This is a genomic window from Paenibacillus whitsoniae (assembly GCF_003955665.1).
GTDB classification, from domain to species: domain Bacteria; phylum Bacillota; class Bacilli; order Paenibacillales; family NBRC-103111; genus Paenibacillus_E; species Paenibacillus_E whitsoniae.
Window position 1 is genome coordinate 35,571 of sequence record NZ_RXHU01000063.1, and the last position, 13,407, is coordinate 48,977.

The window sequence follows — 13,407 nt, forward strand, 5'->3', positions numbered from 1 at the left end:
GTCGAATCGTGTCCGGCCCCGCATCACGGCTTATTTGCCTTGTCTTTTCTTATAATCGTCGTTGAATTCCGCGATGATTTTCTGGTACTGCGCATCCGATTTCAGCCCGGCGATGTACGTATCCCACGCCTCGATCGGCTCGCGTCCGAGAATGATTTTGATTTTCAAATCCTGTGTGCGCTTATCGTAGTCGATACCGACTTTGTTGTACGTGTCCGAAGTTAAACCTACCGCTGGATCCCCTTTTGCCACTTTTGACAATTCATCAATAATGCTCATGTTACGCTTTAAGAAATCCGCAGGAATCCCTGTTTGGTACGCAAAAGCGTATTTGTCTGTGCTCTGGAAAATCGGGAAGATAACGCCGGTGTACGATTTCGCCTTCTCCGTAAACAGGTACATGCCGTCCTGCACGTTGTAGTGCTCCCCTTTGAAGCCGAAGTTCGCCATCACGCTGCCTTCTTCGGATGCACCGTAATCCATGAAAGCCAGAATCTTCTTCAGCTTGTCTTCCTTCACCGTCTTCGGAATGACCCAGAACCCGTAAGCTCCGCTGCCCTTCGGCGCGTATTTGCCGTTAGGCCCTTCCAGGTAGGGCAGCGCCAGCAGATCGGCCTTCGGATTTGTCGCCCGCATCTGGCCTGTCAGCAGCCAGGTCGGCTTGATCGCCTCTGTGAAAATGCCTGCCTTATTCGTCGTGATGCCTTCGCGCACCTGCGTCGACTTCAGCGTCGGGAAGTCCGGTGCGAGCAGCCCCTCGCCGTACACTTTCTTGAGCCAGAGCAGCGCGTCGCGCGTGCCTTGTTCAAAGGTCGTGTCGATCAGCTTGCCGTCCTGCTCCTTCCATTTGCCGTAGTTGCCGTTGAGCAGCGACTCGACCCAGCCGAGGTTCCCCATGTTGTTTTGACCGACAGAAGCGATGAGGCCGATGGTGTCCTTTTTGCCATTGCCGTCCGGATCTTTCTCTGTAAAAGCCTTCATCACGTTATACATGTCGTCGAGCGTCTTCGGCTGCTGGAGCCCGAGTTGGTCGAGCCAGTCTTTGCGGACGATCGGCATGCCTTCGGTGCCGTACAGTGGGCGAACGAACGGTATTCCGTAATTTTTACCGTTAAGACTGGTGTTTTTCCAGCTTTCCGCCGGATATGCGCTGAGGTTCTTGTAGTCTTTAATGTACGGTGTCAAATCCCAGAACGCACCCTGATCGGCCATTTTCCGCACCTGTGCCTGGAACGGGTCGCGAAGCAGCAGCAGCTCGGGTATATCGCCGGAGGCAAGCGTAACATTCGTTTTGTCCGTGTAGTTGTTCGAGGACACCCAGTCGATTTTCAGCTTGGTGTTGGTGCGCTTCTCAATTTCGAGACGGATCGGATCCTGCTCGCTCGGCGGCTCCGGGGAGAAGTAGTCGGACATAATGCTGATTTCCGTCGGCTTGCCGCTGTCCGCAGCTGCGCTTGCAGCCGGCTTCTCTTCCTTGCTGCCGCATGCGGTCAGCACCCCCGTCAACCCGATGATGCAGGATAATGCAGCTGCGCTTGTTTTTCTTTTCATCGACCAAACCCTCCTAATAGGCTTATTATAGTATGTCTCATTCCTTCACGGAGCCGATCATGGCTCCTTTGGCAAAATGCTTTTGCAGGAATGGATAGACCAACAAAATCGGCACGGTGGCCACGACGACCGCCGCCATTTTAATCGTTTCGCTTGGCAGCTGCAGGTCACTGCCCTGCGACATCGAGCCTCCCATGGCTGTGGAGGAATCGACAATCATGTTGCGCAGGAGCATCTGGAGCGGCCATTTGTGATAGTCGTTGATGTAGAGCATCGCGTTAAAGAACGTATTCCAGTACCCCACCGCGAAAAAGAGCCCAAACGCCACCATCGACGGAATCGACAGCGGGAGAATAATTCTCGTCCAGACGCCGATCTCGTTGCAGCCATCAATCGTTGCCGCTTCCTGCAGCGCATCCGGAATGCTATCGTAGAAGCCCTTCATCAGGAGCACATACCAACCGCTCGTCATGACCGGGATGATCAAGGACCAGAGTGAATTGATGAGCCCCATTTGCTTTACAAGGAGGTAATCCGGAATGATGCCAGCCTGGAACAGCGTGGTCAGCAGTACCAGGAGCAGCAGCACTCTGCGGCCCTTGAGCCTTTTGCGGGACAAGGTGTACGAGAAGCTCGATGTGAGCAGAATGGAGATCAGCGTCCCTACAATCGCTAGAAAGCCGCTGACGCCGATGGCGCTAACAAAAGCTTTGGTCGAAAAAATATAGCGATACGACATGATGCTCCAATGCTGCGGAAAAAGGACAAAGCCTTTGGAGATATACTCGTCTGCTGCTGTGAACGATACCGCGAAGACATAGTAAAGCGGAAACAAGGTCACGATCCCGATGATCGAGAGCAGAATTACGTTCGCAACGGTAAAGGTGCGGTCGGCTTTGGTCGGTTTCATGCGGTCAATACACCCCTTCCTCGCCCAGCTTCTTGACGACTTTGTTCGCGATCACGACCAGAATGAGGCCGGTCACGGACTTGAACAAGCCGACAGCCGTGCTGTAGCTGAATTCCCCTTGCTGAATTCCGATGCGATACACGTACGTGTCGAACACGTCCGCAACGCTGGAGACGGCGCCGTTCATCATGAGGAGCACCTGCTCGAAGCCGACGTCCATCATATGCCCGATGCGCAACACCAGCAGAATGACGATGACGTTGCGGATTGACGGCAATGTGATGTGCCACATTTGGCGGAATCGGCCTGCGCCATCCATTTTTGCCGCTTCATAGAGCTGCGGATCGATGCCCGCTATCGCGGCAAGAAACAGGATCGTGCCCCAGCCCGCGTCCTTCCAAATGTTTTGCGCCGTGAGCAGCAGCCAGAACAGCTTCGGACTCGTCAGAAATTCAATGGCCGGAAACCCGCCGGCGACGAGCAGCTTGTTAATGATCCCGGAGCCCTGCGAAAGCAGCAGAAACGAGATGCCGACAATAATGACCCAGGATAGAAAATGCGGCATGTAGATAATCGTCTGGATTAACTTTTTGAAAATTTCGTTCTTCAATTCGTTGAGCAGGATCGCCAGCATAATCGGAATCGGAAAATACAGGAACAAGCTCATCAGCGAGATCGCCAACGTATTGCGAAACAGATGAAAAAAGTCCGGATTTGTAAACAGCCGGTGAAAGTTCTCAAAGCCCACCCACGGACTGTCGAGGAACCCTTGGTACGGCGAATAATCCTTGAAGGCAATGGCGATGCCCCACATCGGTAAATATTTGAAGATGATAAAAAATAAAACGCCCGGCACGGCCAGCAGGTATAAATATTTGTCTCTTTTGAACGTGTAAAGCAGCCCTTTGCTCAGGCGAAGTTTAGATTGCCTTTTCGCTGAAAATGGGGCTGCCGCGCTATGCTGCCCATTGCGGTATGCCATAAATGCCCCTCCTTGCTCTCGATGAATCGGTTTGCGCTGAACCTTGATCTCATCATAGGAGGCCACCGAATTGCCGGCAATAACACATTTCTCCCGGTGCTTGCGGCATTGGATTGCACGTTTTATCTTCTTGCACTTTTTATCCGGTGGGGTGCCCGGCGTACGACATGGCTGAAAACGACATGGATGAAAACAGGCAAAAAGGGAGTGCTCAGGTACGATCGTGCGTAGAAAGGTGGTAGACGAATTCCTGTGAAAGGGGACTCCTTTAGGTACTTGTCGAAGAGGAGAAGGAGATTCCTGCATAAAGTCAGGCTTTCCTAAAAAACCAAGACGATTCCCTCGAAATTCCTGCTCAAAGGCAGTTTTTTACGCTGAGCTCACGCTCAAAAAGGGAATTTCATTGAAAATGCCTGCTTTTGGGCAGGCATTCGTCGGATCAGAACGGGAAAGAGGAAAATACCTGCTTTTTTGCAGGTTTCATGCTCCCAACTTCCACCTAGTCGACGGCGAAACATTGCTGGCGCTAACGGGCGCCACAGCGGCTATTCGACCTCAAACCGTTCGTTTTGAGCGGTAACGGTTACCATGGAGGCTATTTGCATGAAGTTGGCCCCATTTCACCAGATTTCATCGAAATAAGCGTTGTGGCGATCGTTACAATACATATCGCCCGTCTTTTGGGACATTAGCCGCTGTGGCAGCCGTTACGGCTTCCCCTTACCTGTCTGTTGTCCAATAAGCAGCACTCCCCCTGCTCCCTGCCAAAAATACTGCCTCCTCGCGCATTCTTGTTCACCTTACCTGCCCTAAAGGCTCGAGCCAGCAGGTACAAAAAAAGCATCTCCCCGGTCGGGAGATGCTTTTATATGTGCTACGCCTGCGCGACTTGCTCCTGAAGCCCAGCTTGCTTGGATGGCTTGGAGGTGTCCGGCTTCGGCGCCGACGTTTTCAACTTGCCGACGAAGAACGCGAGCGGCAAAGCAACCAGGACGATAATCGTTGCGATCGTGTAGACGTCGTTGACGCTCATCGTGAACGCCATGGCGCCTGCGTGCTGCTGGTTCGTGTCGCCGCCGGCCATCAATGTTTTGGCGTGATCGACGGAACGGGAAGACAGCAGCGTCGTAAAGATAGCGATGGCGAAGGAACCGAACACGTTGCGGACCCAGTTCGAAATCGAGGAAGCATGCCCCGACAAATGACGGGGAACGGTTTCCATCGACGCGTTGCTCGCCGGCATCATCACCATGCCGATGCCGAGGTTGCGCACGACCATCCACCACACGATATAGCTGTGCGGGATGTCGAGGCTGCCCCAGCTCAGCATGAAGGAGCCAAGCGCCAGCAGCACGATGCCCACGACCATGAGCCAACGCGGCCCGATGGAGGTGTACAGCTTGCCGATGATCGGCATGACGAGTGCCATTGCGAGCGACGCCGGCAGCAAGATGAGACCGGTGTCCATCGCCGATACCTGCTGAATGCGCTGCAGGAAGAGCGGTGTAAGCAGCGTACCGGAGTACAAGCTGATGGTTAGAATGACCGAGATGATGACATTCAGCGTATAGCGGCCGTACTTGAACACGCGCAGATCCAGCAGCGGCGTATCCGTCGTCAGTTGACGCCATACGAAGGCGACCAGCATAATAATGCCGACCGCGAACAGCGACAGCACTTTGCCGGATTGCCAGCCCCATGCATGCCCTTGCCCGAGCGCAAGCAGCAGCGTTGAGGAGCTCACAAGCACTGTAATGAAGCCGAAGCCGTCAAACTTCTTAGGAACGCTGAGACGATAGTACGGAATGTATCGGAACACCAGGAAGGTTGCAATGAGACCGATCGGAATGTTCATCAGGAACAGCCACTGCCAGTCAAAATTTTGCAGCAGCCAGCCGCTGAATGTCGGCCCGATGGCCGGTGCCAGCATGGACGCTAGCGCCCACAAAGCAATAGCCATCGCCTGTCTTTCCCGCGGTACCACTTGATACACAACCGCCATGGATGCCGGAAGAATCAATCCGCTGAACGTCCCTTGCAGAACGCGGAATGCGATCAGGGAGTACGGATCCCAAGCGAGCGCACACAGGCAGGAAGCGACAGTAAAGCCGATAATGGAAAAGAGAAACAGGCGCTTGTAGCTGAATTTCTCTCCCAGGTAGCCGACCATCGGCGCAAACGTGCCCATCGCCAGCATGAAGCCCGTTAACGTCCACTGAATCGTGCCAAGGCTTGTGGTAAAATGATCTTGTAAAATCGGCAGCGCAATATTAATCGTACTCGATGCCAGTACGCATAAAAACGATCCGACAAATATAGCAATCATAATCGGCCAAAACTTGATTGCCGGTTGTTGCTCAGTTGCTTGCATGATGGTTTCGCCTCTCTCTTCTCTTTACGATATGTCTTTATTTACATATAATTATGCCGTGAACTATCGTACACCAAATGCAAGCCGATGTCTATGTAAAAATTGATATATAGAAAGGATTTTTCATGAATACGCTATCCTACGGATTGTTGAGCATGCTTTCTTACGCTCCTTTTTCCGGTTACGATTTGATGCAAAAAATCCAGCCCTTCTGGCCCGCGAAGCACAGCCAAATTTATCCGCTTCTCGCCCAGCTGGAGCGTGACGGCTACATTCAGCACGAGCTCGTCGTTCAACCCGACAAGCCGGATAAGAAAGTGCATTCCTTAACGGATCTCGGCCGTGAGGCCTTATCGCAATGGCTGTCCCAGCCGGCTTGCCCGCCAGTTACGCGCGATGAGCTCAGCTTGAAAATATTTTGTATGAACGAAGGTGACCCCGTGGATATTCAGCGGCTGCTGGAGCAGCGTGTGGAATACTGCCGGGAGAAGCTGGTGTGGTTCCACGCCAAGTCGGAGCTGTTTGCCCACAAGCGGATGGACTCGTCTCCCGGCATCGTGCTGCTGATGCGGCGCGCGCTGTTCAGCTTCCAATCCGAGCTGGACTGGGCCGAGTGGGCGCTGAAGGAACTGCGCGGCGAGGGGTAGCGTGTGCTGGCGCGAAGGCGATGTGTGTTGCACGGAGGTTGATGAACGTGGGCGCTTGTTTGGCGCAGGTGGAGATATACGTACGCGATCTTGGGCCTCGGAAGTGCCGGTGCGGCATAATCGTGTGAACCTCTACCGTTAAGAGGGGTAAACCACTCTTAATTTGTGATTTTAGCGGATTTGCTGTGAAATAAGAGGGGCGAACCCCTCTTATTTCATGATGCAAACGCCATTGCCGCCCGTTTTCACCAAAATAGAGGTGGCTAGCCCCTCTTATTTGGTGAATAGGCCGGCACTCTCGCTCAATAAGAGTGGTTTCCCCCTCTTATTGGATTGCCGCAACGCGCGGTTCGCAGAGATGCGCGACTGCATCCCCGCACCGCGCCGCACCGGCGCAGCGAAGTGCGAAGAGCAACGTCGGCGTTACACCACACCGCCCATCGCAAAAAAAACCTTGCCGCCGCTCAAACATGAGCGGTTCGGCAAGGTTTTTTTTTGCCTCTGGGGTGATGTGCGAGAGCCCGTGCAACCGGGCAGCTAAGACGCAGAGGCAGATGTAGGTGCAGGTGCAGGTGTAGATACAGATACAGATACAGATACAGACACTGACACAGACACAGACACTGACACAGCTACAGGTGCAGATGTAGACACTGACACAGGCGCATACCGCGGATGCAACCGCGGCGCCGCAACAATGCGCGGACAGATCCGCGCAGGCCGGCCGATCCCACCGCCCAACAGGCTACCCCCGCGCCACGTGCGCGTCCGGCGCCTTGTCGCCGACCAGGCCCAGCACGAGGCCGTGCTCGAGGTAGGCTTTCAGCCCGCAGAGCACAATCGTGAAGCCCTCGGTCGCATCAAGGGCTTCACTAACGGGGTCCTCCCCCGCGAAGCCGGAGTTGGTGATCGTGACGATCGTCTCATCCGCCGATCGCGGCGTAAACCTCCACTCGACGCGAGAACCGAAGTCGACAACGATCTTGCGGTTCTCTTCGAGCTCGAGCACCTTCACATCCGCAGCGGCGCCGTACATCTCCCACTCCCAGTGCACGGTCTGGCCCAGCGCCAAGCTGCCGCTGCTTCGGGTGAACCAGAACTTCGTCGTCAGCTCAGGCTGAGTAAACGCTCGAAACACCTCGGCAACCGGTTTACGGATCATCATCTCTACTTTTGCAACGGGTGCAGAACTCGACATGGACATTCTCACTCTCCCTCTCGGATCAAATCGCACAACTTGTACTTACAACTTGGCAGCAAGCTTGCCAACAAACTGCTCCAGATACTGCTGATCGATCGCGTCGAAACGATCCACCCGCGGGCTGTCGATATCCAGTACGCCGATCAATCGGTCTCCCGCCACAAGCGGCACGACGATCTCCGACCGCGACGCCGCGTCGCAGGCGATATGCCCCGGAAATGCGTGCACGTCGGGCACGAGCACCGTATCGCGGCGCGCAGCAGACGTGCCGCAGACCCCGCGGCCGAACGGAATCCGCACGCAGGCCGGCAGGCCTTGGAACGGCCCCAGCACCAGCTCTTCTTTGCCGGCAGCCGCCAGCTCCTCATCCACTAGGTAGAAACCCACCCAGTTAATCTCCTGTAAAAACTGCCCGAGCAGCGCAGCTCCGTTCGCCAGATTGGCAATCAGATTCGTCTCGTCGTGAATCAGAGCTTCCAGCTGCCCCAGCAGCAATGTATATTGTTCCTCACGCGTACCGTCATAGTGGACTGGTGCAAACATCGAGTCATCATCCTTTTCATCATAGTGCTCCTCACTATCATAAAAGAAAAAAAGACAACCGGTCAAATAACCGGTTGTCTCCCTTTTATTTTTGTCCGTAATAGGCGTTCGCCCCGTGCTTACGAAGAAAATGCCGATCCAACAGCGTCTGGTCCATCGGCTGAATGTCAGGATTAAGCGCAAATGTGCGGTAAGCAATCTTCGCCACTTCTTCAACCACAACCGCATTGTGGACCGCATTATGCGGGTCCGTTCCCCAACAAAACGGCGCATGGCAGTACACCAGCACCCCCGGCACCATCGCAGGGTCGCGATCCTGAAACGTCTCGATAATGACGTTCCCGGTCTCCAGCTCGTACGCACCTTGAATCTCCGCTTCCGTCATCGCCCGCGTACACGGGACCTCGCCGTAGAAATAGTCCGCGTGCGTCGTTCCAAGCGCCGGAATGGATCGCCCAGCCTGCGCCCAGCTCGTCGCCCACGGCGAATGCGTGTGCACGATGCCGCCGAGCGTTGGGAACGCACGGTACAAAGCGAGATGCGTCGGCGTATCCGACGAAGGCTTCAGTCGCCCTTCCACCACATCGCCCGCCAAGTTCAGCACGACCAAATCCTCCGCCCGCAGCGCCTCATACGGCACACCGCTCGGCTTGATCACCACAAGTCCCTGCTCGCGGTCAATTCCGCTGACATTGCCCCAAGTAAAGGTCACCAGCCTATGCTTGGGCAAATCCAAGTTCGCTTCCAAAACCGCCTGTTTCAAAACTTCCAACACAAGCGCTCAACACCTTCCGTCAAATGTACGTACACTCATTATACACTTGTACGTACATGTTGACTAGATGTTTCCGAAATTTCTGCACCTACAACAATCTTGTATGTACACCAGCAGATAAAAAATGAATCCGCGGCATTACACTCCTACGTATGAATAATCGAAAACACGATCGTCTTCCCGTCCGCTTCCAGCCGCGTCTCGACCGAGAAGCTGCCGATCTGCTTCGTCGTCGTCTCCAGCACGCCTTTGGCCGAAGCCTCCGTGCAGGCCGCCGTAAACTGCCGATAAAAAATATCGGCGTCATACCCAAACAAGAAATCCGTAAACTTACGGATGCTTTCCGTATTGCGCGCAAGCGCTCCGTCCTGCAAGCGGACGGTCACGCCGTAGGTCGCGAACTGCGGGTCCAGCCACAGCGACACCTCGCCGCTGTTTCGCGCTTCCGCCGTCGCGCCGCTTAACGCCTTATTTTTCGCCTCCGCATTCTCAAACAGACGCAGCGTCGTCTCCTCCAGATCATAGTTCGTGCCCCGCAGCTTGCCCGCCGCCTCCATGACCTCATACGCCTGCAGCATCCGCTCATCCGGAAAAATCAGCTTCTTATAGCTGCCCTCCTTCGTCGGCACGACCTTCACATACCCTTCGCCGACGCTGCCTACGTTGAGCCGCTTCGACTTGTCCTGCAGGCGGGCGATAATTTCCAGCGCCTCCGCGCGGGTCACATACCGGCCCACGCCGAAGTAGCCGTTCGGATACCCTTCCATGATGCCTTTGGTCAGGGCTTCGCCGATGAATTTTTGCTGTCTGGCCGTGGCGCTCTGCAGATCCCCAAACCGCGCAGCCGCGCGCAGGCTGTACGTTTCATCCTCCAGATACTCCGTTTCCTTCATTAAATAGTACAAAATCTCCGCGACATCCTCCCGCTTCAGCGCCGCCTTGTAATCCGCAAATTGCCCCTTGGAGATAAAATGCAAATCCGTCGCCAGATCCAGATACGGCTTTGCCCAATACCCGACCGTGTTCGGCTTGAACGTAAAGTCCCGGTAATCCTGCTGCAAAATGCTCTGATTGCTCGCACTCAGCGCTCCCAGGAAGGAGCTCTTCCATTTCCTCTCCCCGTTCGGGTACAGGTCGGTATAGGCGAGCAGCGCGATTTTCACAAATTGATCCGCCGTCACCGTCTCATTGGGTCGAAACGTACCGTCCGGAAAACCGTCCAACAGGCCCTGCTGCCCCATCACAGAGATCGTAGGCTCCGCCCAATGGCCGTGCGTGTCCGTGAACCCGGCTGCCGCCGCACTTCCCCCGGCCGTCAGCATCCCGGCGATAACCATTGTCGAAACCCATGTATGCCATCGTTTCATGTCGTATTTGCTCCGCTTCTGTCTAAATTTAGGTAGGTACCATCCTATAGGATAATCTTTCCGCCTCCCTTTGAGAACGGGCTTTAAGCCCAACTCTTGCGCCCTTCGGGGCCCTACGCTTCCTGGGACCAGCGCCATGGAGAAAACAAAAAGAACCTCACCCTCCACCTAGGTAGAAAGTAAGGTTCCGCTGCTAACTGCCAAGCTTGCGGCCTGCGCCGACGGTTCGCTGCGAGTTGTAATAACGCATCCAATCGACAAAATACATCATTTTCGACAAATAATCCGGTGCGCTCCCTTGCAGATACGCATACTTCTCGTCCTGAAGCAGCTGATGCAGCTCGTACGCTTTCACGTACAGCGCCTTCGTAAATGCCTCTTCCGTCTGCGGCTTGTGCAAATCCGACCCGCGCGACAGCTCAATCTCCTCGATGACCACTCCACGATAATAAGGATACACGTCCACGAGCAACCCTTTCTCCACATAAGCCAGCCCGGTGAACTCCCACGGAAGCCAGATCAGATTCGTCTTGCGATCCTCCAGCTTCACCGTGTGAACCACGCCCAGATTCAGGGCGATCGGCTGCGGATAGTTGCTGATATGACCGGACCGGAAATGATCCGCAATATGTTCAACGAAATTCATGCTGTTCTTCCTCTCGCCTACCGTTTCTCTTTCTTATAGTATTCGCCTGCCGATCGACAAAATCCTCCATCCTGCAAGCCATCGCTGCATAGAATTTACTTCCGTTTTCTGGGAATAGGGCTTAAACTGAAGGTGGGGTGCGAATGGTATAAAGGGACTTATTTTATTTTGAAAAATGTAAACCTTTCTAGCCCCTCCTGCGTCTATTTAAAAGAGGTGAGAAATTTGGAAACCACGGGTGTTCATGTTTTTGATTATTTGAAATACATATCCGAGACGACGGATCAAAAGACGATCCTGCGCAATCTAATGGAAACGTACGGGAACGATGTCTGGAATTATGCCTTCAGCATTTGCCGCAACCGGGATACCGCTGACGATATTACCCAAGACGCTTTTCTGAAAGTATACCGCAATCTGACGACTTTTCGAGGCGATGCCGCTGTCAAAACGTGGCTGCTGACAATCACGCGCAATACCGCCTACGACTACCTGCGCAAAGCGTTCTGGCGCAAAGTCACGCTGGTCGGGTTCATTCAATCCGGCGGCACTTCGCAATCCGCGGAAAGCGAGGCCGTGGAACAGCTCTATGCCAGCGACATTTGGAAAAAGGTGCTGACACTGTCGCCCAAATACCGCGAGATTCTCATTCTGCATGCGCATTACCACCTTACCACCAAGGAAATGGCAGCGGTCCTCGGCATCTCCGAAGGCACTGTGAAATCGAGGCTCCACCACGCCAGGCTAAAAGCGCTTAGCTTGAAGGAGCGTGAGGCGCTTGAGCACGAACCCTCCTGATCAGGACGATTTCCAGCAAGATCTGGAATCGGGACCGCTGCGGCGGGAGGGCTTTACACCCCGGCTGCAGCATAATATCGAAGACAAAATCCGGCGGTCTGAGCGTATCAAAATCAAGGTAAAACCCCTGTTGGTAGCAACCGGGTTTGGCACCTTTCTTCTGGCTGCTGTGCTTTTTCCATGGAGCAGCCTCCATACTCGCAGCGATGCGGCGGCGCTGCTGAACAGCCCGGTGCCGGCTGAGGCGATGTACAGCTCGCTTCCCGCACCGGTGCCGATCTCCACAGCGCTGCTCATCGGGCTCCGTACGGAGCATGAGCCGGCTGTTGCCGGCGGCACGGACGGCCGCCCAAAAGGCCTGCGCTACAGCACGTATCGCACGATGCTGATTGCCCCGATTCGCGGGCAGCTGCGCAAGACGTCCGAGGGCGAAGGCATTTTGATGCCGTATAAGCAAAATTTTTGGAAAATCGATTCGCTCAAGCAAACGACCAAAATGGGCGAAATCCGCTACTTATCCACGCATATGGCGGATCAGCCGGCTGGGCCGGAGCGGCCGACGGCGGATAACGCCGTTGGCGCAGGCGCTGGCGCTGCAACGGGAACCGACGCGTTCAACCACGTGGAAACGCTGCTGTTCGCCGGCAACCAGTACTTGTCCATCGCCGAGTCCCAGAATACGTGGGACGGCACAGCGGCCCGCCAGGGCGATCGGCTTTGGGTGCGTACCCTCCCGCAGCTTAAGGAAAACCAGGGCCGCGTCCTGCCATTCGCCAAGAAGCCGGCGGCCGCGGACAAGAACCACGTGACCCTGGCCGATCTGTACGGGGCCGGTCTTGGCGGCGAGCTGGCGCGCATTCCTCGCGCCATGCAAGGCGTGCCCGGCGAGATCACCGGGCAGAGCTGGGCGATCCAGCGCGAGTCCGGCCGCTGGGTCGGCAAAGTCGCCGAGACGCTGCCCGTCAGCGCCGTCTCGCCCGATCGCTACGTGGTTCACGACTTCCCGAAGGAACTTCCGGATAAAGTCGTGAACCACGACGACCTCTGCTGCACGTGGACGGACATCCACGCAGCCTGGCCGGAGGCGACGGATGCTTTGACGTCGCCGATGAACGATATGCTTGTCGTCTTCGAGGACGGCAAGCTCAAGTTTTACCCCTACGGGCAGGCGCCGGGCAACGCCCCGCAGCTTACGATCGACCTGCAGCCGGGCGAGCAGCTCGTCATGGCGCAATGGGCGACCGATCACTACGTGCAGGAGTGGGTCGACAAGGTCGCCCGCTACCTGCCGGAGCGCCCGATGGCCGCCGGGGAATAAAAATAGCGTCCGCTGCAGCCTCCTTTGGGACTGTGAGCGGACGCTATTTTGTGTTGGGCAGATTGCGTTTGTTCCAGTCAGGCTACCGTTTCCTTACCGCCTGGATCGGACGGGACAGCAACAAGCCTGCAAAAAAGCAGGCATTTTTCTCTTTTCCTTCCTGTCCCATTGAAATACCTGCAAAATGGCAGGCATTTTGGGCAAGAACCCTCTTTTGGAGCGAGTCTGGCCAGAAAAGCTGTTTTATTGCAGGCATTTTGAGAAAACCGCCATTTATACGAAAAATGCCTGCCTATTC

Annotated in this window: 13 protein-coding genes; 4 read left to right on the plus strand and 9 right to left on the minus strand. The window is 55.1% G+C overall.

Annotated features, from left to right (window positions below; all coding sequences use genetic code 11):
- Positions 1 to 30: 30 nt before the first annotated feature.
- The 4 genes from EJQ19_RS20380 to EJQ19_RS20395 form a co-directional block, all read right to left on the minus strand.
- The gene (locus EJQ19_RS20380; protein ID WP_126143084.1) at positions 31 to 1,551 is read right to left on the minus strand and encodes an extracellular solute-binding protein; all 1,521 of its coding nucleotides are present in this window, start codon (positions 1,549 to 1,551) and stop codon (positions 31 to 33) included.
- 37 nt (positions 1,552 to 1,588) lie between these two features.
- Positions 1,589 to 2,461, minus strand: a complete 873-nt coding sequence (locus EJQ19_RS20385; protein ID WP_126143085.1) for a carbohydrate ABC transporter permease — start codon at positions 2,459 to 2,461, stop codon at positions 1,589 to 1,591.
- A gap of 4 nt (positions 2,462 to 2,465) precedes the next feature.
- Entirely contained in the window at positions 2,466 to 3,443 is a 978-nt protein-coding gene (locus EJQ19_RS20390) for an ABC transporter permease (protein ID WP_126143086.1), read from the minus strand.
- A gap of 874 nt (positions 3,444 to 4,317) precedes the next feature.
- Entirely contained in the window at positions 4,318 to 5,814 is a 1,497-nt protein-coding gene (locus tag EJQ19_RS20395; RefSeq protein WP_126143087.1) for a DHA2 family efflux MFS transporter permease subunit, read from the minus strand.
- A 125-nt stretch (positions 5,815 to 5,939) separates the two neighbouring features.
- On the opposite strand from EJQ19_RS20395, the gene EJQ19_RS20400 reads away from it, so the two are divergent.
- Positions 5,940 to 6,461, plus strand: coding sequence for a PadR family transcriptional regulator (locus tag EJQ19_RS20400; RefSeq protein ID WP_126143088.1), 522 nt, complete (start codon positions 5,940 to 5,942; stop codon positions 6,459 to 6,461).
- A gap of 745 nt (positions 6,462 to 7,206) precedes the next feature.
- Here EJQ19_RS20400 and EJQ19_RS20405 read toward each other — a convergent pair.
- The 5 genes from EJQ19_RS20405 to EJQ19_RS20425 all read right to left on the minus strand — a co-directional run bounded on the left by EJQ19_RS20405 (position 7,207) and on the right by EJQ19_RS20425 (position 10,993).
- Positions 7,207 to 7,665, minus strand: coding sequence for an SRPBCC family protein (locus EJQ19_RS20405; RefSeq protein ID WP_126143089.1), 459 nt, complete (start codon positions 7,663 to 7,665; stop codon positions 7,207 to 7,209).
- A 39-nt stretch (positions 7,666 to 7,704) separates the two neighbouring features.
- The gene (locus tag EJQ19_RS20410) at positions 7,705 to 8,205 is read right to left on the minus strand and encodes a GAF domain-containing protein (protein WP_126143090.1); all 501 of its coding nucleotides are present in this window, start codon (positions 8,203 to 8,205) and stop codon (positions 7,705 to 7,707) included.
- Between the two features lie 85 nt (positions 8,206 to 8,290).
- Entirely contained in the window at positions 8,291 to 8,980 is a 690-nt protein-coding gene (gene araD / locus EJQ19_RS20415; RefSeq protein WP_126143091.1) for an L-ribulose-5-phosphate 4-epimerase, read from the minus strand.
- Positions 8,981 to 9,126: 146 nt separating this feature from the next.
- Positions 9,127 to 10,347 carry an S-layer homology domain-containing protein gene (locus EJQ19_RS20420; RefSeq protein ID WP_126143092.1) on the minus strand — a complete coding sequence of 407 codons (1,221 nt, stop codon included), beginning with the start codon at positions 10,345 to 10,347 and terminating at the stop codon, positions 9,127 to 9,129.
- Between the two features lie 193 nt (positions 10,348 to 10,540).
- Positions 10,541 to 10,993, minus strand: a complete 453-nt coding sequence (locus EJQ19_RS20425) for a hypothetical protein (RefSeq protein ID WP_126143093.1) — start codon at positions 10,991 to 10,993, stop codon at positions 10,541 to 10,543.
- Positions 10,994 to 11,218: 225 nt separating this feature from the next.
- Here EJQ19_RS20425 and EJQ19_RS20430 point away from each other — a divergent pair, with 225 nt between their 5' ends.
- The 3 genes from EJQ19_RS20430 to EJQ19_RS32210 form a co-directional block, all read left to right on the plus strand.
- Positions 11,219 to 11,791, plus strand: coding sequence for an RNA polymerase sigma factor (locus tag EJQ19_RS20430; protein ID WP_241243012.1), 573 nt, complete (start codon positions 11,219 to 11,221; stop codon positions 11,789 to 11,791).
- Entirely contained in the window at positions 11,772 to 13,109 is a 1,338-nt protein-coding gene (locus EJQ19_RS20435) for a hypothetical protein (RefSeq protein ID WP_126143094.1), read from the plus strand. Before EJQ19_RS20430 ends, EJQ19_RS20435 begins: the two co-directional genes overlap by 20 nt.
- Before the next feature lie 50 nt (positions 13,110 to 13,159).
- Positions 13,160 to 13,407: hypothetical protein (locus EJQ19_RS32210; RefSeq protein ID WP_206438457.1), on the plus strand; the 248-nt coding region annotated here is incomplete at its 3' end.

Bases quoted from the DNA above. Each gene is read 5' to 3' on its own strand.
- EJQ19_RS20395 (WP_126143087.1), bottom strand. From the start codon at position 5,814: ATGCAAGCAACTGAGCAACAACCGGCAATCAAGTTTTGGCCGATTATG.
- EJQ19_RS20385 (WP_126143085.1), bottom strand. From the start codon at position 2,461: ATGAAACCGACCAAAGCCGACCGCACCTTTACCGTTGCGAACGTAATT.
- EJQ19_RS20425 (WP_126143093.1), bottom strand. From the start codon at position 10,993: ATGAATTTCGTTGAACATATTGCGGATCATTTCCGGTCCGGTCATATC.
- EJQ19_RS20380 (WP_126143084.1), bottom strand. From the start codon at position 1,551: ATGAAAAGAAAAACAAGCGCAGCTGCATTATCCTGCATCATCGGGTTG.
- EJQ19_RS20405 (WP_126143089.1), bottom strand. From the start codon at position 7,665: ATGTCCATGTCGAGTTCTGCACCCGTTGCAAAAGTAGAGATGATGATC.
- EJQ19_RS20420 (WP_126143092.1), bottom strand. From the start codon at position 10,347: ATGAAACGATGGCATACATGGGTTTCGACAATGGTTATCGCCGGGATG.
- EJQ19_RS20400 (WP_126143088.1), top strand. From the start codon at position 5,940: ATGAATACGCTATCCTACGGATTGTTGAGCATGCTTTCTTACGCTCCT.
- EJQ19_RS20390 (WP_126143086.1), bottom strand. From the start codon at position 3,443: ATGGCATACCGCAATGGGCAGCATAGCGCGGCAGCCCCATTTTCAGCG.
- EJQ19_RS20410 (WP_126143090.1), bottom strand. From the start codon at position 8,205: ATGTTTGCACCAGTCCACTATGACGGTACGCGTGAGGAACAATATACA.